General features: G+C 54.6%; 21 protein-coding genes and 1 pseudogene. 13 read left to right on the forward strand and 9 right to left on the reverse strand.

What is annotated here, in order from left to right; translation table 11 throughout:
- Positions 1–2: 2 nt before the first annotated feature.
- Genes ACR0IV_RS20615 through ACR0IV_RS20625 form a run of 3 tightly spaced genes read right to left on the reverse strand, consistent with a single transcriptional unit; the run spans position 3 to position 3,441 of the window.
- Positions 3–1,607 carry a 5-guanidino-2-oxopentanoate decarboxylase gene (locus tag ACR0IV_RS20615; protein WP_480660855.1) on the reverse strand — a complete coding sequence of 535 codons (1,605 nt, stop codon included), beginning with the start codon at positions 1,605–1,607 and terminating at the stop codon, positions 3–5.
- On the reverse strand, positions 1,604–2,788 hold the full coding sequence (locus ACR0IV_RS20620) for a pyridoxal phosphate-dependent aminotransferase (protein ID WP_480660854.1): 1,185 nt from the start codon (positions 2,786–2,788) through the stop codon (positions 1,604–1,606). The genes ACR0IV_RS20615 and ACR0IV_RS20620 overlap by 4 nt, the downstream gene beginning before the upstream one ends.
- Positions 2,785–3,441 (reverse strand): TetR family transcriptional regulator C-terminal domain-containing protein, encoded by a 657-nt coding sequence (locus ACR0IV_RS20625; RefSeq protein ID WP_480660852.1) that lies wholly within the window; start codon positions 3,439–3,441, stop codon positions 2,785–2,787. Before ACR0IV_RS20625 ends, ACR0IV_RS20620 begins: the two co-directional genes overlap by 4 nt.
- Before the next feature lie 77 nt (positions 3,442–3,518).
- Between ACR0IV_RS20625 and ACR0IV_RS20630 the strand changes: the two genes are divergently transcribed.
- The 4 genes from ACR0IV_RS20630 to ACR0IV_RS20645 are packed head-to-tail and all read left to right on the forward strand — an operon-like array spanning position 3,519 to position 6,678.
- Positions 3,519–4,316 carry an ABC transporter ATP-binding protein gene (locus tag ACR0IV_RS20630; RefSeq protein WP_480660850.1) on the forward strand — a complete coding sequence of 266 codons (798 nt, stop codon included), beginning with the start codon at positions 3,519–3,521 and terminating at the stop codon, positions 4,314–4,316.
- A 41-nt stretch (positions 4,317–4,357) separates the two neighbouring features.
- The gene (locus tag ACR0IV_RS20635; protein ID WP_480660848.1) at positions 4,358–5,122 is read left to right on the forward strand and encodes a transporter substrate-binding domain-containing protein; all 765 of its coding nucleotides are present in this window, start codon (positions 4,358–4,360) and stop codon (positions 5,120–5,122) included.
- A 9-nt stretch (positions 5,123–5,131) separates the two neighbouring features.
- Positions 5,132–5,884 carry an ABC transporter permease gene (locus tag ACR0IV_RS20640; RefSeq protein ID WP_480660846.1) on the forward strand — a complete coding sequence of 251 codons (753 nt, stop codon included), beginning with the start codon at positions 5,132–5,134 and terminating at the stop codon, positions 5,882–5,884.
- Positions 5,881–6,678, forward strand: coding sequence for an ABC transporter permease (locus ACR0IV_RS20645; RefSeq protein ID WP_480660844.1), 798 nt, complete (start codon positions 5,881–5,883; stop codon positions 6,676–6,678). The genes ACR0IV_RS20640 and ACR0IV_RS20645 overlap by 4 nt, the downstream gene beginning before the upstream one ends.
- A 305-nt stretch (positions 6,679–6,983) precedes the next feature.
- Here the strand turns inward: ACR0IV_RS20645 and ACR0IV_RS20650 are convergent, their stop codons facing one another.
- A complete protein-coding gene (locus ACR0IV_RS20650; RefSeq protein WP_480473244.1) occupies positions 6,984–7,784 on the reverse strand; it encodes a helix-turn-helix transcriptional regulator in 801 nt (266 codons plus the stop codon).
- Between the two features lie 172 nt (positions 7,785–7,956).
- Between ACR0IV_RS20650 and ACR0IV_RS20655 the strand changes: the two genes are divergently transcribed.
- Both ACR0IV_RS20655 and speB read left to right on the forward strand, forming a co-directional pair.
- Positions 7,957–9,048: an extracellular solute-binding protein gene (locus ACR0IV_RS20655; RefSeq protein ID WP_480660841.1), complete on the forward strand. Its 1,092-nt coding sequence runs from the start codon at positions 7,957–7,959 to the stop codon at positions 9,046–9,048.
- 84 nt (positions 9,049–9,132) lie between these two features.
- On the forward strand, positions 9,133–10,077 hold the full coding sequence (speB, locus tag ACR0IV_RS20660) for an agmatinase (RefSeq protein WP_480473240.1): 945 nt from the start codon (positions 9,133–9,135) through the stop codon (positions 10,075–10,077).
- Positions 10,078–10,323: 246 nt separating this feature from the next.
- Here the strand turns inward: speB and ACR0IV_RS20665 are convergent.
- Positions 10,324–10,509: pseudogene (locus tag ACR0IV_RS20665) on the reverse strand (integrase); the annotation flags it as partial.
- A gap of 35 nt (positions 10,510–10,544) precedes the next feature.
- Between ACR0IV_RS20665 and ACR0IV_RS20670 the strand changes: the two are divergent.
- On the forward strand, positions 10,545–10,868 hold the full coding sequence (locus tag ACR0IV_RS20670) for a hypothetical protein (protein ID WP_480473238.1): 324 nt from the start codon (positions 10,545–10,547) through the stop codon (positions 10,866–10,868).
- A 347-nt stretch (positions 10,869–11,215) separates the two neighbouring features.
- Here ACR0IV_RS20670 and ACR0IV_RS20675 read toward each other — a convergent pair whose 3' ends face one another.
- The 3 genes from ACR0IV_RS20675 to ACR0IV_RS20685 form a co-directional block, all read right to left on the reverse strand.
- Positions 11,216–12,391: an alpha/beta hydrolase gene (locus ACR0IV_RS20675; protein ID WP_480660838.1), complete on the reverse strand. Its 1,176-nt coding sequence runs from the start codon at positions 12,389–12,391 to the stop codon at positions 11,216–11,218.
- Positions 12,392–12,645: 254 nt separating this feature from the next.
- A complete protein-coding gene (locus ACR0IV_RS20680; RefSeq protein WP_480660836.1) occupies positions 12,646–13,470 on the reverse strand; it encodes a porin family protein in 825 nt (274 codons plus the stop codon).
- Positions 13,460–14,536, reverse strand: a complete 1,077-nt coding sequence (locus ACR0IV_RS20685; RefSeq protein WP_480485034.1) for an AraC family transcriptional regulator — start codon at positions 14,534–14,536, stop codon at positions 13,460–13,462. The genes ACR0IV_RS20680 and ACR0IV_RS20685 overlap by 11 nt, the downstream gene beginning before the upstream one ends.
- Before the next feature lie 474 nt (positions 14,537–15,010).
- Between ACR0IV_RS20685 and ACR0IV_RS20690 the strand changes: the two genes are divergently transcribed.
- The 6 genes from ACR0IV_RS20690 (at position 15,011) to ACR0IV_RS20715 (ending at position 19,228) form a co-directional block, all read left to right on the forward strand.
- Positions 15,011–16,066, forward strand: a complete 1,056-nt coding sequence (locus ACR0IV_RS20690; RefSeq protein WP_480660834.1) for a DUF1214 domain-containing protein — start codon at positions 15,011–15,013, stop codon at positions 16,064–16,066.
- A gap of 17 nt (positions 16,067–16,083) precedes the next feature.
- Positions 16,084–17,094: a DUF1254 domain-containing protein gene (locus ACR0IV_RS20695; protein ID WP_480473228.1), complete on the forward strand. Its 1,011-nt coding sequence runs from the start codon at positions 16,084–16,086 to the stop codon at positions 17,092–17,094.
- A 40-nt stretch (positions 17,095–17,134) separates the two neighbouring features.
- Positions 17,135–17,923: a transporter gene (locus ACR0IV_RS20700; protein WP_480660831.1), complete on the forward strand. Its 789-nt coding sequence runs from the start codon at positions 17,135–17,137 to the stop codon at positions 17,921–17,923.
- A 49-nt stretch (positions 17,924–17,972) separates the two neighbouring features.
- Positions 17,973–18,437 (forward strand): phosphate-starvation-inducible PsiE family protein, encoded by a 465-nt coding sequence (locus tag ACR0IV_RS20705; RefSeq protein WP_480660829.1) that lies wholly within the window; start codon positions 17,973–17,975, stop codon positions 18,435–18,437.
- Positions 18,438–18,757: 320 nt separating this feature from the next.
- Entirely contained in the window at positions 18,758–18,826 is a 69-nt protein-coding gene (locus ACR0IV_RS20710) for a hypothetical protein (RefSeq protein WP_480667472.1), read from the forward strand.
- 78 nt (positions 18,827–18,904) lie between these two features.
- A complete protein-coding gene (locus tag ACR0IV_RS20715; protein ID WP_480660825.1) occupies positions 18,905–19,228 on the forward strand; it encodes a hypothetical protein in 324 nt (107 codons plus the stop codon).
- Positions 19,229–19,379: 151 nt separating this feature from the next.
- Here ACR0IV_RS20715 and ACR0IV_RS20720 read toward each other — a convergent pair whose 3' ends face one another.
- Positions 19,380–19,556, reverse strand: coding sequence for an EthD domain-containing protein (locus ACR0IV_RS20720; protein WP_480660823.1), 177 nt, complete (start codon positions 19,554–19,556; stop codon positions 19,380–19,382).
- Positions 19,557–19,661: the final 105 nt, after the last annotated feature.

A 19,661-nucleotide genomic window follows, 5' to 3' on the forward strand; every position in this document is an offset into this window, starting at 1 on the left:
TTTCAATCTTTCTGAGGTTCGAATGGCGGAGCGGTGACTTCGATCATTGCCGGCCCGCCCCGGGCGACAGTTTTGCGCAACGCCTGCGCGATGGTCTGCTGTTCGGGTGGAACCGTGGTGAATGGAATACCAAAGGACTTTGCCATTGCAGCAAAATCGGGGGGCGAAGGATCACATCCGATGTCGGTCACGCCCACATCCTGCATCGACGTGGCAATTTCCCGGTACCCGCGATTGTTCCAGATCACGAAGGTAATCGGCAGTTTTTCGTCTACCGCCGCCATGATCTCAGGCGATGAAAACTGCGCGCCTCCGTCGCCGGTAATACATATAACCCGTGCGGTTGGATCGGCGATCGATGCGCCGATGGCTGCAGGTATCCCATATCCGAGAGCACCATATCCCGTTGCTGAATTGAACCAGCCACCTGCGCGGTCATGATCGTAGAAAAGATTGCCCGCATAAATCGGTTGAGTTGAGTCACCGACCATGAGCGCATTCGGCGCGGTAGAGCGAATTGCATTCAGGATTTCTACCTGATCGCGATAACTCGCACCAATCTCCTCCCAGGCGGCTTTGCGTGTTTTGTTGGCTCGTTCGGCTCCGCCGTTTTGCTTTGCTTCATGCGGTAAAGCTTCGGATAGAGCCCCCACAACCAAGTCAACGTCACCTAGAATGGTAAGCGTTGCGTCATGACGGGCCAGTTGATTGGCGCACCGATCAACTCGGATAAGGCCCGGCATTTTAGCAAATTGGCCTGTGTCGTACATATCGTAGTCGGTCGGCCCCAGCTCGGTTCCCAAAGCTAGTACGCAATCGGCGCTTTCTATCAGTGAACGAACCGCGTTCAGACTGGGGCTGGCTGGAACGGTCAGAGGATGCCCGTGTATCAAGCCGCGCGCATTTACAGTCTGCACCACGGGGGCATCCAGCGCTTCGGCCAATGCCCGTAGACCGGGCCCTGCACGTTTTGCGCCACCACCCGCCAGAATGACAGTTTCCTTTGCCTCAGTCAGTTGCTTCGCAGCCTTCGTGATCTGTGCTTGGTTGAACGAGGGCTTTGGGTCGAATGCCTCAACTGGCGTTTCTTGATACTCAGAAGCCGCGATATCCAATGGAATCTCGATATGCGCGGGTCCCGGGCGACCATCTGTCAGGCTGTGAAAAACACGGTTCAAAACCGGGTCCAGCGCTTGGGTGTCAGCAACTTGTTCTGACACCAACGCAACTGTTCTGGCCAGCCCCAGTTGGTCTGGCAATTCATGCAGATGTCCCAAGCCCTTGCCAAGTGAAGCGGTTTTATTGACACCAGAGACCACCAACATCGGAATTGAATCAGCGCGCGCCTGCGCCATGGGCGTCAGCGTATTGGTCAACCCGGGGCCAGTGATCACAAAGGTCACACCTGGTTTCCCCGAAACACGCGCATAGCCATCAGCCATGAAACCGGCACCCTGCTCGTGCCTGGGCGTAACATGACGAATGCCCGAGGCCGCAAGCCCGCGATACAGCTCAACCGTGTGAACGCCCGGAATTCCGAAGACGCAGGTCACATCTCTTTGGCGAAGCTTGGCAACCAAAGCTTCACCGATTGTCATTCCGCTCATGCAACCTCGCGTGATTTGCTGTTGGCGTGATCAATGATGCGAGAAACCGCTGTGGCAAAATCGGCGTCACTAATCGTCAGCGCGACCCGGACCCAGTCTTTCAGACCGTTGCCAAAAGCGGACCCTGGCATGACAGCCACCCCGGCCTGCAACAGATCCCACGCATAATCTTCGCCATCAAACCCGGTGGCAGAAACGTTGATGAGGGCGAACATTCCCGCCTCTGGGCGATGAACCGTCAGATCCGTTTCTGCTTCAAGACGATCAGCCAGCAGGGTGGCGCGGCCAGAGAAACGAGCGGCCATGCCGGGCGCAACCTCGGACCCGTCGCGGATTGCCTTTTCGGTCATGTCCGCGATAAAGGGCTGATTGCCAAAGAGCATTGTTTCGGAATACGGCAGCAGCGCTTCACAAAACGCTGCTGGTCCGACACACCAACCGCTACGAAACCCTGGGGCAGCATGTGATTTCGAGATGGATGATACACCTATGACACGATCCGCCAGTTTCGGGTCTGCCAATGGTGAAGCAAATTCGGCCTCGTCAAAGATCAGTTCTTCATAGACCTCGTCCGAGATGATCCATAAATCGTGCGCCATGGCGAGCTGCCCGATTTCGGCAATTTCCGTGGTAGTCAGAATTGCACCTGTCGGGTTGTGTGGCGTTGTCAGAAGAATGGCGCGGCTGCGCGGGGTGATGCGTGCAGCGATATCTTTCGCTTGCATGCGAAACTCGTTCTCTGGTCGCAGGGGTACAGGCACCATCTCTGCCCCGGAAGCTCGAACGACACCTTCATAGGTCGCGTACATCGGATCGCCGACCAGAACTTCATCACCTGCCTCTGCAACACCGGCCATGGCTGCAAACAGGGCAGTTTGCGTCCCAGGAAAGCACAGAAAATTCTCAGGCCCGAAATCCCGCCCGCGAGAGGTAGAATAGCTTGCAGCCAGTGCGTCAAGCAGTCCGGCTTCTCCACGCCCATTGGAGTACCCCGTCCGCTCCGCCCGCAGTGAGGTAACGGTGGCTTCGACCAACGCTTCCGGCACGGGCACGTCCGGTTCTCCAATCGTCATTTCGACGATGTCCGCTCCGGCCTTGATAAGGTCGCGCGCTTTCAGGTGTACGCCCCATTTGGCGCCGCCCAAGCCCGATAACCGTTCTGTCACGGATGTGGTCTTCATGGTTGCTCCACTTCTTTGGTCAATGGAATCCGGACGATAGCGCTGACAGAATCCAATCCGATCTGCGCAAGTTGGCCTTCGGAAAATGCATCCGGGAGCGCACCTCCTTCGAGCCAAAGGCCATCGATTACCGCGTTGCAGGCAATTGCCAGTTGTGTTGCTTCCGGCGCTTCGATTGGATGCCCGGTCTCCTGCAATGCGGCGACGATCAACTTCTCGAGGTGACCCCGGAAATAGTTATAGGTTCGCTGGTGGATTCGCTGCATTTTCGCATCTTGCTGCACCTTGTTCAGGAAGCCGGCCCACAAGGCCACAGCGCTTGGATCAACGATTGGTGGCCGCAGCGATGCGTCAACAAAGTTTGTCAATTGAGAAACTGCGCTTCCCTGTCCTGACGAAGCAGCTGTCTGATCTGTCAGCGTATTCATGTGGTATTCATACGCGGCCTGCACCAACTCCTCCTTCGATGAGAAGTAGTGCCGGATCAACCCTTGTGTCACGTTCGCGCGGGCAGCGATCTCTCGCACCGTGGCACCCCGAACGCCCATCTCGGCGATCAGGTCCAAAGTTGCCAGTATCAGCGCCTCGCGCCGAAATTCAGCAGACTCACGTGTAAATTTGCGGCTGTCGTCCTGCACGTCCGAGCCATCCATGGCATGAAGTTATTATACACTTGCATAATTGCGAGATTCGGGGCTTACTGCAAGTCGAAATCAGAAGATTCTTGGATATGGACACAGCCAAAACAGTATCTCCCACACTCGACGCAACCACGCCCAATGAGGCGATAAAGGTTGAAGACCTTCACAAATCTTTCGGTGTGCTTGAGGTTCTGAAAGGTGTTTCCCTGACAGCCAACAAAGGAGACGTGGTTGCCATCATCGGGGGGTCGGGTTCTGGTAAGTCCACCATGTTGCGCTGCATCAATTTCTTGGAAACGCCGAGTTCGGGAAAGATCACCATCGGTGGCGAACTTGTTGAAATGAACGTAGATGGCAGCCCGTCCAACCGCCGCCAGATCGAGCGTATCCGGACACGGTTGGCCATGGTGTTTCAGCAGTTCAATCTGTGGACACACCGCACGCTTTTAGAGAACGTGATCGAAGTGCCGGTGTATGTCTTGAAGGTGCCGAAGGCAGAGGCCATCGCGCGGGCACATGAACTGCTGGAAAGGGTAGGGCTCGGCGATAAGGCCGATACCTTTCCGGCCTATCTGTCAGGTGGCCAGCAACAGCGCGCGGCCATTGCGCGCGCGCTTGCGGTAGATCCATCCGTCATGCTTTTTGATGAACCCACCTCGGCGCTTGATCCCGAATTGGTTGGCGAAGTTTTGACCGTGATCCGCGATCTTGCTGCAGAAGGGCGCACCATGCTGCTTGTCACCCATGAAATGAAATTTGCGCGCGAAGTTGCCAACCACGTTGTCTATCTCTTCGAGGGCCGCATTGAAGAGCAGGGTCCACCTGCCGAGGTCTTCGGTAATCCAAAATCAGAACGGCTGAAGCAATTCCTCAGCTCGGTCGCTTGATTCAGTCAAAACAAACGAATGAACCAAAAGGGAGTAACAAAATGAACGTCAAGAAACTACTCGCATCGGGGCTTGCCGCCGCCATCTTTTCGGCTGGTGTCGCCAGAGCCGAAGAGGTCAAGATCGGCATCGCTGCCGAGCCCTATCCGCCATTCGCTTCGCTGGACAGTTCAGGCACCTGGGTTGGCTGGGAGATCGATGTCATCAATGCCGTATGCGCCGCTGCGGAACTTGACTGCGTTATCACGCCGGTGGCCTGGGACGGTATCATCCCGTCGCTGACCGGGCAGCAGATCGACGCGATCATGGCCTCGATGTCGATCACCGAAGAGCGGCTGAAAACTATTGATTTCAGCGATCCTTACTACAATACCCCTGCCGTCATCGTCGCGGATAAGTCGATGGATATCGAAGCGACCCCAGAGTCGCTGGCGGGTAAAGTTGTTGGCATTCAGGCTTCGACCATCCACCAGGCCTATGCGCAGGAATACTTCAAGGATTCCGAACTGCGTGTCTACCAAACCCAGGATGAGGCAAATCAGGACCTGTTCGCAGGCCGCATTGATGCCACACAGGCCGACAGCATCGCCATGGCTGACTTTGTGAACTCGGATGCTGGTGCGTGCTGTGAGATCAAAGGTGCCGTTGCAGATGACCCCGCCATTCTGGGGCGTGGTGTTGGTGCTGGTGTCCGCAAAGGGCAGGATGATTTGCGCGAGGCGCTGAACAAGGGCATCGCTGCAATTCTCGCCGATGGCACGCACGAGGAAATCACTTCGAACTATTTCTCGGCCAGCATCTACTAAGCCGCTGCTGTGACCGGACTTTTGGATTCACTTGGGCTGGCGCAGAGCGCAGAGCTTCTGTCTCTCTCGCCACCGGGATGGGGGGGCAATCTGCTGCGCGGATTGTCCCACTCGCTGCAGATCGCCTTTGGCGCTTATGCGCTCGGTCTGGTGATCGGACTGTTCGGAGCCTATGGCAAACTTTATGGCGGGAAGGTCACGCGCGATCTTCTCGCCATTTATACGACGGTGATCCGGGCCGTGCCGGAACTGGTCCTGATCCTGATCCTGTATTACGTGGGATCGGATATCATCAACAAAATTTCTGCCGCCATGGGTGGTGGTCGCGTCGAGGTTAGTGGCGTTGGCGCAGGCATATGGGTGCTGGGCATCGTTCAGGGCGCATATGCGACCGAGATTCTTCGCGGTGCCATTCAGGCGGTTCCACCCGGTCAAATCGAGGCCGCCAAATCTTTTGGGATGCCCGCCTTTATGACCATGCGGCGTGTCACAATTCCGGCCATGATGAGCTTCGCCGTACCCGGTTTGGCTAACCTGTGGCTGATTGCGACCAAAGACACGGCACTACTTGCGGTCGTGGGTTTCAACGAGCTGACGTTGGAAACGCGACAGGCCGCCAGCAGTACGCGCGCTTATTTCACATTCTTTCTGGCGGCGGGTTTTCTCTATCTCATGGTCACGCTGTTTTCTGGCGGTATCTTCGCACGGATTGAGAAATGGGCCCGTCGCGGCCAACCCTCTCTGAAGGGAGGGAGCAGATGATCGATTTCAAATCATTGATGCAGCCTCATCGCATCGTGATGATGCTGATCTTCACCGGGATCGTTATCTGGTGTGCAGCATCGCTGCAGTGGGACTGGATACCGAAATACGCCCCGCTGGCCCTTCAGGGCATCTGGACGACAATCTGGCTGCTTGTCGTCACAGTCGTTCTCGGTTTCCTTCTCGCAGTGCCGCTTGGATTGGCACAGGCGGTCGGTCCCTGGTATCTTGCCGCCCCTGCAAAGGCATTTTGTACCATCATCCGTGGCACGCCGCTGCTGCTGCAACTTTGGTTGTTGTATTATGGGCTTGGATCGCTCTTCCCCCAATTCCCGTGGATACGCTCATCCGAGCTTTGGCCCTACCTTCGTCAGGCCTGGCCCTATGCGGTGCTGGCTCTGACGCTGTCTTATGCCGGCTACGAGGGTGAGGTCATGCGTGGCGCGTTCAAGGGGGTCGCCAAGGGGCAGCTTGAGGCAGCCAAATCATTTGGAATGCCAAGGCTGACGATGTTCCGACGCATCTGGTTGCCGCAGGCAATTCGAAACGTATTGCCCACGCTGGGTGGAGAAACCATCCTGCAATTGAAGGCAACCCCACTGGTTGCGACCATCACCGTTGTCGATATCTACGCAGTATCTTCTCGGGTGCGTTCAGACACGTTCATAATCTACGAACCGCTTCTACTGTTGGCGGTTTTTTACATTCTCGTGGCGGGAGTGATCGCGTTGGGCTTCCACTGGCTAGAAGTTAAGGTACTTGGAACTGGACGCCGGAATGGCAGCTTCGGATAGTATCTACAGAAGCGGAGAAAGAGCAGATGCTCGCAGCGCGAAAGGTAACAATTCTCAAAGAATTAACCAGAATTATTGAAATTGCGAGAAGACGAACAATGTGGTCAGTCGAAATTGCATATGAAACGTCAGCTTAGACCTTTAGGCTGAGAGTTCGAGTGGCTCCTCACTTTGCTTGTGCAGCGAATGGCGGCAATCCGGGCTGCGACCGCAGAAAATGATTGTTATGCCCAATGTCGGGAATGGGCCAAATTCAACAGATTCCGGCAATCGGAATAACTTTGTAGTCTGTCAGCTTCCCAAGACTAAGTTTGCTTTGATGCCAGATATCGTGTGGCTGCGGAAAACAACTCTGCCTGCGAGCTGACGCCTAGCTTGGAGTAGGCGTTGTGGCGATGCACTTTGACTGTACCTTCGGTGATCCCGAGAAATGCGGAAGCAGAGCCGGCTGAGTGGCCTTGCAAAACAAGGCGCACGACCTCGGCCTCTCTTGGGCTTAACCTGTCCGCCCCAAACGCAGCCAACCGTTCCTCAACCTGATTCAGGGCTTCCCGTTGATCTTCGGCACCACTCAGGTTCCAGTTTCGGATCACGGCGGCCGACAGGGTCTTATGGATGGAATTGATCTTCGCGACATCCTCAGGGGTAAACCGGCGCTGACGGGCGCCTCGCGACAGGGATATTACAACCCAGTCCCCGGTGTTTCGTCTGATCAACACCCCCAACTCGTCGCTGATCCGAACCTTGCGATAAAAGGTGCGGTAGTACTCTGAACGAAAGAACGCCTCATTGACCAAATCGGCCAGACGGTAAGCGCCGGGTTCTTTTCCCGATCTACACGCTTGCGAAAACGGATCCAGCAGGTATGGGCCGGTTGCATAAAACTGAATTGATATGGCCGCCTGCACGTCGTCGAGATCGTGATAAAGCGAGACAGGTGGTGCTTGATCCTGATACCGCGTGAGGATCATCGTTTCAAAATTGACATGCAGTTCCAGAATCTTCCTCAGAGCTGTTGGGAAGAAGTCTGTTTCCAACCGCTCCAACAAGATTGCGTAGGTCTCATCCCACTTGGCCGCCGAGATGTCGTCTCTGTCTGGTAACAAAGCCAATTCCTATAACTAAAGATATATATCCTACCGCAAATTTACAGTGATGGCCATTCAATTCCATTGTTGATGTCAGAGCGCTCGCCCGGGGTGCTGACTGTGCCTCGTCACCAAAGCCTCTCCGGGCGTGAAAATTCAGGGCGAGATTCTGCAACAAGGAGGAGATACGATGAAACCGCATTTTGGCCTTTCGGCTGTTGCCATTGCCTCAAACCTCGCGATTACCTTTCCGGCTTCCGCCGAAGACCTCTCAATCTACAATTGGGCTGATTACTTTGGCGAAACGACGATTTCGGACTACGAAAAGGAGACCGGGACACATGTCAGCCTGGACTATTACGATTCAAACGAGGTTCTGGAAACCAAGCTGCTGACAGGGGCGTCAGGTTACGATGTCGTTTTCCCCGCCGCGTCCAATGCGCAGCGAGAGTTTCAGGCCGGGGCGTTGCATCCGATCGACCCAGCGCGCCTGAGCAACTACGACAATCTCAATCCGAAAATTCTGGCGTCGCTCGAAAGTATGCCCGGTGCCCGGCAATTGGGCGTACCTTACACTTGGGGCACGGTAGGGCTTGCCTACAATCCGGCCATGATCAAAGAGCGGCTGGGCACGGATGTCATCACATCCTGGGACGTTCTTTTTGATCCTCAGATCACCGCCAAGCTTGCCGACTGTGGGATTGCCGTGCTGGACTCACCGGTAGAAATGGTCTCGGTGGCGCTGAACTATCTCGGGGCTGACCCGTACTCCGATGACCCGGCCGATCTCGACAGGGTTCAGGACCTCTTCGAGGCCGTCACACCGTCCATTCGTTATTTTCACAACCAGAAAGCATCTACAGATTTGCCCAGAGGAGATGCCTGTTTGGCAGTGATGTACAGTGGTGATGCCGGCATAGCTCAGGCCCGTGCCATGGAGTCCGGCAATGGTGTCGAAATTCTGTATTCAATTCCAAGCGAAGGCACGTTGATGTGGATCGACCTCATGTCCATTCCGGTGGATTCTACGCGGGCGGATGAAGCGTATCGGTTCATTGACTACATGCTGCGGCCTGATGTCATCGCAGGAGTGTCCAACTACGTCTATTTTGCGAATGCGAATTCCGCAGCAGATACATTTGTAGAGGAAGCCATTCTGACCGACCCGGGAATCTACCCGGATGAGGCGACATTTAGACGACTCTTCCCTGATCTGAGTGTCGGCGCGAAAACGCTGCGCAATCGCAACCGTCTTTGGACGAATGTAAAATCCGGCACCTGAACCCTGCCAAGCCCGGCAAAGGCGGGAAAGAACTGCAATTCCCCGACACTCGGGCAGCAACCATCAAAATCAACGGAGCCAATAATGGTGACTTCAACCGACCGCGCCTTTCTGGCGCAAAACGAAATGGGCATGGGGTATGAGCCGACCTTTAGCGGAGCGACAAGTCTGTTCCGGCGACAATATTCCCGCAATCTAAAGAGCGCGGATATGGTTACATGGGGCGTTCCCTATGATCTCTCTGTGACCAATCGCCCGGGGTGCAGGTTCGGGCCACGTGCCATTCGTGCTGTATCGACCAACCTCGCCTGGGATGGTGGGCCCTGGCCCTGGGGGTTTGATCCCTTCGAAACCCTGAACATGGTTGATTACGGCGATTGTGATATCGACCCAGGCTTTCCAGAGCAGATTGCGCTGCAAATTCAGGACCAAGCGCGGGAAATCCTGAAATTTGGTGCCTTTCTTCTGACGATGGGCGGAGATCACTCGGTCACCTATCCGATCCTTAAGGCGCAGGCAGAACGCCACGGCCCTATCTCGCTGATCCAGATTGATGCCCATTCGGATACATGGGAAGAACACCCAAAGCGGATCGACCATGGTTCAATGTTCTACCATGCCACTGTCGAAGGCATCATATCCTCTGAGACGTCAGTACAGGTAGGCATGCGCACGCTGAATGAAAAGACCCACGGGTTCACGGTACTCGACGCAAATTGGGTTCACGAGAACGGGATTGATGCAACGGTTGCGCGCATCAAAGAAACCGTAGGAGACCGGCCTGCTTACCTGACCTTCGATATTGACGCGCTTGATCCGGCATTCGCGCCCGGAACCGGAACGCCGGTATGCGGAGGACTGTCTACCTATCAAGGGCAGTCTTTGGTGCGAAAGCTCGACGGGGTCAACCTTGTCGGGGCCGATCTCGTCGAAGTCTCACCTCCGTACGATCATGCTGAGATTACAGCTTTGGCCGGGGCATCGCTCTTGCTTGATATGGTTTGCCTAATTGCAAAGGCGCGTAAATAGCAAATAGAGAGATGGCTTGTGAGCGAAACCGCCGTTCATAATTCCTACGTTTACAGACCGGACCATTGAAAAAGGTAGAAGACGTAAACAGATAGTCGAAACTTTGACTGCGCTGCGGTAAATCGGTTTCTCTTTGGGAGATGATAGATTTCGTGCACGTCCATGTCCGCTACAAGGAACTGCGGCGCAGCGCGGGTGACTTCGAAAAACTTTAACTTTGGGCCGCCATTGCAGGCAGCCCACTTTTTAGATTTCCACGCTTTCAGAGATCGCCAGAGCGTCTTCGATCTCGACCCCGAGATAGCGGACAGTGCTGTCCATCTTGGCATGACCGAGGAGCAACTGAACAGCTCGCAGGTTACCGGTCTTCCTGTAGATGTGTGCCACTTTGGTCCGCCGCATAGAGTGCGTGCCATAAGACGTAGGGTCCAAGGTGGATCGCGTTCGGCACGTTTGTCGGGGGCGGCATGCTCCTGACGCTCGGGATCTTTGATCTCTTGAGCGCATCCATGCCCCTTCAGGCATTCATATTGCTCTTCCTTGTTTTGGGACTGACGTCCGCCATGGCCGTGATCCCGGTGCGCATCATCTTGCAAAATACTGTTTCGCCCGACCGGATGGGGTCGGTAACGGCACTGAGCGAAGCCGCAAATACGTTGGCGCTGCTGACCGCACCATTTGTGGGCGCATTGCTGGTCGGTCTGTTTTCCGTTGGTGCGCCATTCACAGTCGGCGGCTCTATTCTCCTAGTTGCGACGATAGTGATTTCGCGCCTCAGGCTTGATCAATAAAAAAGCTGACGTTCGGTCACACCTTATGTCTGACCGCTTTGGTCCGGCAAGGTGCGTGTTATCCAGGCACCAAATTACTCTCGCGCAGCGAATGTCCAGAAAGCAGTTTGCAAACGCGGCATCCTGACGGTGCGACCAATGTCTTTTATGGGCCGTTGAGTATGTCGCGGAAAACAGGGTAGGGGCTTATGTTGCATCTGCTCCGAGGTCTGGGACGAGCCCGCTTAAACCGATGCTGCGCGTTGCTCGAACGTCAGCTTTGCGCTGGCACTCTAGGTGCGTTGTCAGGCTCATAGAACATAATCAAAATCTGGTTCAAATGGTTCTCATCCGTTGGAATCCCAGTATTAGCTGCCATTTCGATACCGTTTTAGTGTCTGCGGATAGTTCGGTGGAAAACTCCAGACAGCTTCGCCCGGAGCACGCACAAGCCCGCGCGCTTGAGGATCTCGGTCTGTAAGCAGAGAAATGAACAGGTCACTGCTGGCCCATGGCGAAGATCGGAAATACCAATGCCCGTTTCCTGTATCGGCCGCTTCGGCCTCGGTCACGTCGATGATATGTAGGGTTTTCATCTCAGAAAGTCGGCGCTGAAACAGAGACCCATTTATTGCTTCATCGGAAACCTGACCCAGACGGTCGCGACCGAAGACCAACCGTGACATCGCCAGCGCTGAATCAGTCTGCGATTGATAGAGTGTCACATCTGTAACGGCATCCAGAAGGCCGTCTTCAATCGATTGCAAGAAGTAGCTGCGATCAAGATCGCTGCTGATCAGGATCAGCCGTCCCAGCCGTGGCTTTGGTTCAGGCCGCAAAGCAATCTGATAGGCGGCTTCAAATGCTAGCCTCGACCCAGCGCTGTATCCTATAAGGTGAATGCGCCGGGCGTTGGTGTTTGCCGACAGGTATTCGACAAGAGACCGCAAATTGCGGCGCGTCGCCAATGCAGATTCCTGATCCCGGAAATACGCCAGGCGATTGGGTGTAGCGGGCCAGTTGTAGCTGATGAAAGCGCCCTGATAGCCCAGAAAGTGCTGCAACTCTTTGGAAACAAGGGTCGAGTAGTCAAAATCGACATTGTAGCCATGGATATAGATGAAAATGTCTTTGTTGCGAGAGGCTGCAAGGTGATCGTCAAGCCGTTGGGCAAACCGAAGACCGGCTGCATTCATCTCCTGTCGCGAAGGTGGATCGTTCATGTAGCGTGTAACGCTGAACGGCATGACACCAATCTCTTGTACATCAGATAAGCTGAGCGTGTAGTCTTTAGCGCGGTCGCGCGTCATGGTAACGTGGCGAAGCTTTTCCAACGTTGCCAGTGGGGGGTTGCTTTGCACATCGGCAACGCCGGTGCGCAGAATGTGACCGCGCTCATTGTTGTAATAGGCTTGTGGGTCACCGGGAACCGCGGGCAGCCGATCTGTGGCGTAGAATAGCTGCGAACGCTGCACGAAGTTGTCTGCCGTGATGTCCTTGTAAGGGTCAAAAGCAGCCTCGGCATAGACCGTTGGTGAAGGCATCAGTTCAATTTCGTCATAGATATTTGGCCCGCAGGCAGCCAGGATACAGAACGAACACACGGTTGCCGCAGGCAAAGCTCTGGTAATCAGTCGCCTCGTCGTTCCTTTCCTCAATTGCCTTTGTCCGACTGTTCGCATCCAACTGCAATTGTCTGTCCCAAGCATGACGGCACCGGTGCTCGCGCCTTGGTGCAATTTCGAAACTTCAGACCTGTTTGTGTTCGGCATGGCCGCCTTTCGCATAATGCCTTTGCTCAGAAGCTGTATGTCACACCCAACACGGGTCCGGATTGTGAGAGCTTGAACTTGCTATCACCTTCACCTTTGTCGACCAGGATGTAGCGATAACCTGCGCGCAAATTCCACTTTGGAGTGATGGCATACCCCACCGTAGCTACAAATTGCGCCGTTTCGCGATTTGAGCGAAATCCGCCGTAGTCAGCCAAGGCAATTGCTGACCAGCGGTCATTGATCTGATACCGGATACGGGCTGCAATTAGGGGATCTACCCAATCGTCGCTGGTTCTTGAACTTGGTGCCGGGGTGGGGCCACCGACCAGAGCGATTGTGCTGCTGGTATCAAACCAACGAAACCCGCCACCGAGATCGACAACCAGAGCTTGGTCCTGATAGACCGTGTAAGCCGCATACCCGCTGAAGAACTGTGTCTTCAGGCTCGTTTCTGCGCCGCTGAACACCGGGCCAGGGGTGTCGCCTTCAAACGACAGGTCTGTGCGCATGTAGTCTGCGATCAGTGACCATCGACCGTGTCGCGCCTCAACCGTGCCCATAAAGGCGAGGTCTAGATTATCAAGTGCGTCGCTGAAGCTCAGTTCCGACTCTAAGGGGCCAATGGTTGTCTCGGTATCTGCGCCATAGATGTAGAAGCTGCCGTAAAAGCTCCAGCCAGAGTCCTGAGCCACTGCTGGAGATCCGTAGAGCAGCGTAGTCGGCGCAACTAGAAAGCTACACACGATACTCCTTACTTGTGTGAAGTCCACGATCTGCTCCCCTTTTTTGATCCCAAGATTGAAGCGCGGCAAAAACGTGAGCCGCGTCGTATTCCTGTTACGTTTCACAATCGCATTCGACCGGGTCGAGTATCGGAACAGATGCCTCAACGCCATTCATTTCACGGGTGCGAAACTCTGAGGGTGTCTGACCCGTCCATTTCTTGAAGGCCCGTGTCATGGCCGTCGCGTCAGAATACCCCAACTGAGCCGCGATATCGCCCATTGAGATTTCAGACTTTGAAAGCAGGCGCTTCGCCCGGTCACATTTAGCTTCGATAACGATGCGAGACAGTGATGTCCCATAGGCAGCAAGCCGTCTGTTGAGAACCGCGCCTCGAAAACCGCATGCCTTGGCGAGCGTCGTAACCGACAAGTCCGTGCGCCCGACCATTGAGTAGGCAACGCTTTGGATCGAACTCAGCAAATCTGTAGGCACTGGGTTTTTTTCGTCCTGAGTGGTCGACACGTACTCGGTTGAGGTTCGGTTAACCAGTTCAAATAAAAGCCAAGCACTTGGGAAGCGAATGGAATACCCGTCTGAGCCCGCACCTATCGCCCGGATACCGTAGAAGTAAGACGGGAGAAGATCAGGACGGTTCACACGCACAAGAACCTTATTTGCTTCCCAACGCTGACCTGCAGTTTCGTGCAGCAACGTAGCCCATCGGCTGATCTGAAACGCATCCATATAGGCGGGCGAACAGCATGGCGTGAATCTGCGTTTGGCGGACAGCACGGCGAACTCGCCAGAGACATCAAGTGTCATGGTGACCGCATTTGTGTTGTTTCCCGCATGAACGCAGAACCTGGCAATGAAATCAGCCAGCGATTTTGCGACGCGAAAGGCCTGTCCGAATGGGGATGCAATCGTCGGATCTGAAGTTTGACCAACAAGTGCTGGAAAGTCTGGGGATGTCTTTTGTGCGACGGCTTCAAACACGGCATAGACAGTGTCGTGCGGAATGAAACAACTCGGAGCGCTCAACTCCGAGAAGGATAGATCGAATTCCGCAAGGAGACTTTCTACAGATTGACCGGATTCTTGAAACGCAAGCAAAAGCGGGACGATGACCCGCCCGCGTGTAAGCGGTGGTGTTCTGTGTCGAGCATGCGCGTCCTGCCCTGTCATCATAACTCCCTTAAGACACCGCAATTGAAAGGCCGGGCACGTCAAGCATAGACAAGCGCGGCTCTGTGTCCCTGACCTGCGTCAAAGCCGAAGACACTTTTTTGAATGAAAAAGTCAGGTGCCCGCTCGCAGAGGCTCAATGGAATTAAACCACGCCAACTGCAGAGAGCAGTCTAGCAAACTGGCACCACTGCATGAACGATAGGCCCGCCGCCTGGTCAATTTTAATAGAGAGCCTCTAGTTGTTGGCCAAAGTGCTATCGCTACCTGTCATTTTTGACCAGTTTTCGGAGGCGGTCGCTCCAATCTGTCAGGGCATACATTCGAACTTTGTGGTTTGTTGGAGAGAGATGGCCAAGGCTCCGATTGTAGCATTTCAAGAACAGCAAAATGAGAGGCGCGAGAGTGCGCTTTTGATCAGGTGCCGGGACCATCAAGCAATGCATTTCTGTAATTGGCTAGTGGAGCGGGCAAACTATGAATCTCACGCACAAACACTGGAAACTTGCTGCTTTAGCTGTCCTGATTGGAAGCACAGCGACCGCTCAGAGCTTTGATACCACGGTCGATGCACTTGCAGAGACATACGAAGTGCCCATTACCATAAACAACTTTGTTCGGGCTGCTACAGACAACGAACTGAAGACGTACAATGGCCTGGCCGGAGGCGTAAATCAGTTCTTTCATTTCAAAGAACCCACCCCCATCGACAATCAGCCCACCATTCGGATGAACCGCGACACGCTCTACAGCGTTGCGGTAATTGATATCAGCAAAGGTGCAACCTTGACTCTGCCCGATGTGGGCGACCGATACTTGACGACGATGGTGGTCAATCAAGATCATTTTATCAATGAAGTGTTCGACGGTGGCGGTGTGTTCCAGCTTGACATGGATACATTCCATACCCCTTACGTACTTGTTTTCATGAGAATACTGGTGGATGCCGAGAGCCCCAAGGATGTCGCGGCAGTCAATGCAATTCAGGACGGGTTCACCATTGATGCCGCCTCCGCGACGCCTTTCGAGATGCCCAATTACGACACGGAGAGCTTTGAGGCGCTGCGCCAAGCCGCAATTGAGCTGGGCAGGTTCGCCACAGACAGCGTCCGAACTTTTGGTACGGCAGATCATGTAGACCCATTGCGCCATTTCCTTGGCACCGCCGTCGGCTTTGGTGGACTGCCCGAAGACGAGGCCTTTTATCTGAATATCGAGCCCGGCCTGCCGCTTGGAGAATACAAAATCCAGGTCCCAGCGGAAGTTCCAGTGAACGCGTTCTGGTCCGTGAGCCTCTATAATGCAGACGGGTTTTTTGAACTCAATTCCCTCGACTCGTATGTGGTCAATTCGGTCTCAGGCACCAAGAATGATGATGGCAGTGTGACCGTGCATTTCGGCGGCTGCGACGACGGACGCATGAACTGTCTCCCGATCATGGATGGCTGGAACTATGCCGTGCGCCTTTATCAGCCGGGCCCAGAGGTCATCGACGGAAGCTGGGTCTTCCCCTCCGTAGAACCCGCAAACTGAACAACAGGATGCTTACGATGAAAAAGCTTCTTCTGACAGTCGCGCTTACACTCCCGACAGGCGTTTGGGCCGAAGACATGGTCGATGTGACCGTCGACACCCTTGTGCGCGCCGAGACAGATCACATGTTTCGCACCAACATAGCCAATCTCGGCCTCGCTGTTGGCGAGTTAGGGCATATGCGCGAAGCCACCACACCGGACAACCAGCCGGTTATCCGCATGAATCAGGACACGCTCTACTCCGGCATCTTGCTGGATTTGAGCAAACCCGTCGAAGTGACATTGCCCGAAGCGGATGGCCGTTATATCTCGATGCATGTCATCAATCAGGACCACTTCATGTATGCCGAGGCAGAGCCCGGCACGTATCAAATCACACAGGAAGACCTTGGTACGCGCTTTGGTTTCATCGCGTTTCGCACATTCGTCGATGTGACCGACCCGGATGATATTGCCGCCGCGCAAGCGGCACAGGATGGAATTGTCGTCAGCGGCGGTGGAACGGGTCCATTTGACGCGCCGAACTGGAACACCGAACAGCTTGCCACTGCGCGTCAGGCGATAAACGACCTGTCCTTGCTGGGCACCGATTCAGCCCGTGCCTTTGGCAGAACAAAAGACGATATTGATCCGGTTCAGTTTCTGGTCGGCGCCTTCTCGGGCTGGGGCGGTCTTCCGCCTGAGGCCGCGATCTATCTGTTGGACGCGGTCGATCAGAATGACGGCGAAACACCGCATGCGGTAACCGTCAAGGATGTGCCGGTTCGGGCGTTCTGGTCGGTGACTGTCTATAACGGTGACGGCTTTCTGGAAGCCAATGATCTGGGCATAAACAGCTACAACGGCTACACAGCCGAAGCAGCAGAAGACGGCTCGGTCACGTTGCATTTCGGCGGGTGCGACGATGGCCGCGTGAATTGTCTGCCGATTACTCCGGGCTGGAACTACGCGATCCGCCTCTATGAGCCCGAGGGTGCAATCCTGAACGGCACTTGGACCTTCCCGAAGCTGGAGCCGATCAACTAGGCCACTCGCCCAAACCGCATCTCAAAAGGAGTACACGGCTATGCGTCGATCCCATACTCTTATGGGGCTGCTTTTTACAGCCAGTGCCGGAACCACAACCGTTGCAGACGAGGCATCCGATCTGGCACAGGAACTGGCCAACCCACTTGCGGCAATCGTCTCGGTTCCGTTTCAATTGAACTATGATGAAAATCTGGGCGTCTCTGATCAGGGCTCGCGCACCACGCTGAACTTTCAACCAGTCGTGCCCTTTCAACTGAACGATGACCTTAACCTGATTACCCGAACTATCATTCCTTACATCTGGCAGGAAGACGTTGTGCCGGGCACACGCCAGGAGGGGTTCGGAGATATCCTGTTCTCTGCGTGGTTCTCGCCAATCGGAACCGGGGACATAACGTGGGGCGTGGGTCCCGTTGTGCGCTTTCCAACCTTTAGCGACGTATCGAGTGATACATGGGCTGCTGGGATCACCGGCATTGCATTGCGACAGACCGGGCCGTGGACCTATGGTGCGCTGGCCAATCATCTGTGGGATCTAGAAAGCAACCCCGACACCCCCACGAATGTGAGTTTTGTCCAGCCCTTTCTTGCTTATTCCACCGAAGGCGCGTGGACCTATTCGCTGCAAAGCGAAAGCACCTATGACTGGGAAACTGAAGCCTGGGCTGTGCCTATAAACGCTTCGGTCTCCAAGCTAGTCCAATGGGGGGCGCTGCCGGTCAATCTGCAAGCGGGGGCGGGCTATTGGCTGGAAGCGCCCGAGGTGGGCGCGGAGGGCTTTCGCTTGCGATTGCAGGCTCAGGTCGTCTTGCCCAGAGGGCGCTGACGTTTGGCTGAAGTATTGTTCATGAAACGTCGACAATAGGGTGATCTTGATGGCCGATCAGATGCAACGCAATGCGCAAGCGCATGTCGAGCTTGACCCAGACCATGAGGATCTGATTGTCAGAAGCTGCAATCGGCTCATTCGACACGCCGTTCGGGTGATGTCTTTGTTCATGGTCGTTGTGATCGGATTTGCCGTCATCGACGCCAGTTACTCGTTCTATATCAAGCTTATAAGTCCGCCGGTCCTGGTTCTTGACGTCAGTGATCTGTTGGAGGTTTTTGCGGCCGCGCTTGTCGTACTGATCGCCATCGAGATTTACACGAATGTTACGCTTTACCTGACGGCCGATGTCATACATGTGAAGCTGGTAGTTGCAACTGCCCTTATGGCCGTTGCCAGAAAGGTCATCACACTCGACACGACGGACCTGGAGCCGCTTTATTTCGTTGGGTATTCTGGACTCGGTCTGGCGTTTGGCGTCACGTATTGGTTGTTGTGGCGTGGCAAGTAGGTATTTCACAGAACACTTTAATAGACGCTGGCATAAGCAAGATCGCCGACATTTGTGTTTTTTTGAAGCCGCAATTGGCACCTTATTCAGCCAAGGAAGAAACGTTTGATATTCCCAAAAAATCCGGAAGCAGACCTTGGCACTTGTCCGGCGAAAGATCGCTTTGTCCGCGCTGACCGTGAGTTCAACCGGCCCCCGATTTTGCGCTCTCGGCGGAGGTCTCCTCTAACGGGCCGCGTCGCGGCGACGGTGACCAGGGTCGAACGGCAGCTATCTCAAAGCACGAGCAACGTGTTTTGCATGAACTTGCCCTCGGCGGGTTGATCCAATTCGAGCGCCTGAAAAACGGCAAAGTCCATGACCTCACTTGTTATACGCGTGACGGTTAATGCGATCACCTGAGGAGCGCCAAATACAGCGGCGCGGCGCCGGCTCTGTATCTTTTCCAAAGCTTATCGGTTGCGGGGATGGTTGCGCGCCTTGCGTTCATTTCCCCGTTTGTAGTTGCCGGTGACGCGAGCCATTTCCTGCTGTTGGCTCTCGAAATCCAGACCATTCATATCTTGCAGAAACCATTCCGCCTTGTCGCCCCGAAGAATCGTTGCACGCCGACCGTGATGATCGACAACTACGTCGCCATTCTTGGCGCGCCGGTAAGTGAAACCAAGATTGCTCATTTCGATCTCGTCGTATTGTTGCTCTGGGTGTCTGACATCAGCGCTCGCCGGACAGGTTTTGGGCTTGGATTAACAGGAAATCCGGAACATCGAAATATACCGTTGGCAAGTTAGTCAGGGGCGTTTAGCGCCAAACACGCAAACACTTCTCTTCTGAAGAAAAGATCCGGATTGTCCTGATCGGTCTGCGGGATGAAGTGAGCATTGCGTCGCTGGGGAAATTGGCGAACGCGACTTGTGGGCTGAACGACTTTATTCAACTGATCTAGAATTCCCGCTCTTGGACAATAAATGCGCATGACTTTGTGTGGTCGACAAAATTGGACTCGTCTTGCAGCAATTCTACGCTTAGTTCTTGCATTTCAGAGGTGCCCATCGCCTCCATCAGATCTTCTTCAGAAGAGAACCAGACCTCAGCCAAACCGTCAAATTCCGGTTGCATGTTTCTGGACTCTCTCAGGCTTTGTCGCAAACTTTTAGCTAGTAGGTCTTCGTGTTAATGGCGTTTCGGATTTTGATCGAGGCAGACAGTGACAATTTCATTCAA

It is taken from the genome of Ruegeria sp. C2 (assembly GCF_056537765.1).

Bases quoted from the DNA above. Each gene is read 5' to 3' on its own strand.
- ACR0IV_RS20615 (WP_480660855.1), bottom strand. From the start codon at position 1,607: ATGAGCGGAATGACAATCGGTGAAGCTTTGGTTGCCAAGCTTCGCCAA.
- ACR0IV_RS20620 (WP_480660854.1), bottom strand. From the start codon at position 2,788: ATGAAGACCACATCCGTGACAGAACGGTTATCGGGCTTGGGCGGCGCC.
- ACR0IV_RS20625 (WP_480660852.1), bottom strand. From the start codon at position 3,441: ATGGATGGCTCGGACGTGCAGGACGACAGCCGCAAATTTACACGTGAG.
- ACR0IV_RS20630 (WP_480660850.1), top strand. From the start codon at position 3,519: ATGGACACAGCCAAAACAGTATCTCCCACACTCGACGCAACCACGCCC.
- ACR0IV_RS20635 (WP_480660848.1), top strand. From the start codon at position 4,358: ATGAACGTCAAGAAACTACTCGCATCGGGGCTTGCCGCCGCCATCTTT.
- ACR0IV_RS20645 (WP_480660844.1), top strand. From the start codon at position 5,881: ATGATCGATTTCAAATCATTGATGCAGCCTCATCGCATCGTGATGATG.
- ACR0IV_RS20655 (WP_480660841.1), top strand. From the start codon at position 7,957: ATGAAACCGCATTTTGGCCTTTCGGCTGTTGCCATTGCCTCAAACCTC.
- speB (WP_480473240.1), top strand. From the start codon at position 9,133: ATGGTGACTTCAACCGACCGCGCCTTTCTGGCGCAAAACGAAATGGGC.
- ACR0IV_RS20670 (WP_480473238.1), top strand. From the start codon at position 10,545: ATGCTCCTGACGCTCGGGATCTTTGATCTCTTGAGCGCATCCATGCCC.
- ACR0IV_RS20675 (WP_480660838.1), bottom strand. From the start codon at position 12,391: ATGCCTTCACCAACGGTCTATGCCGAGGCTGCTTTTGACCCTTACAAG.
- ACR0IV_RS20685 (WP_480485034.1), bottom strand. From the start codon at position 14,536: ATGATGACAGGGCAGGACGCGCATGCTCGACACAGAACACCACCGCTT.
- ACR0IV_RS20690 (WP_480660834.1), top strand. From the start codon at position 15,011: ATGAATCTCACGCACAAACACTGGAAACTTGCTGCTTTAGCTGTCCTG.
- ACR0IV_RS20695 (WP_480473228.1), top strand. From the start codon at position 16,084: ATGAAAAAGCTTCTTCTGACAGTCGCGCTTACACTCCCGACAGGCGTT.
- ACR0IV_RS20700 (WP_480660831.1), top strand. From the start codon at position 17,135: ATGCGTCGATCCCATACTCTTATGGGGCTGCTTTTTACAGCCAGTGCC.
- ACR0IV_RS20705 (WP_480660829.1), top strand. From the start codon at position 17,973: ATGGCCGATCAGATGCAACGCAATGCGCAAGCGCATGTCGAGCTTGAC.
- ACR0IV_RS20715 (WP_480660825.1), top strand. From the start codon at position 18,905: ATGGTTGCGCGCCTTGCGTTCATTTCCCCGTTTGTAGTTGCCGGTGAC.
- ACR0IV_RS20720 (WP_480660823.1), bottom strand. From the start codon at position 19,556: ATGCAACCGGAATTTGACGGTTTGGCTGAGGTCTGGTTCTCTTCTGAA.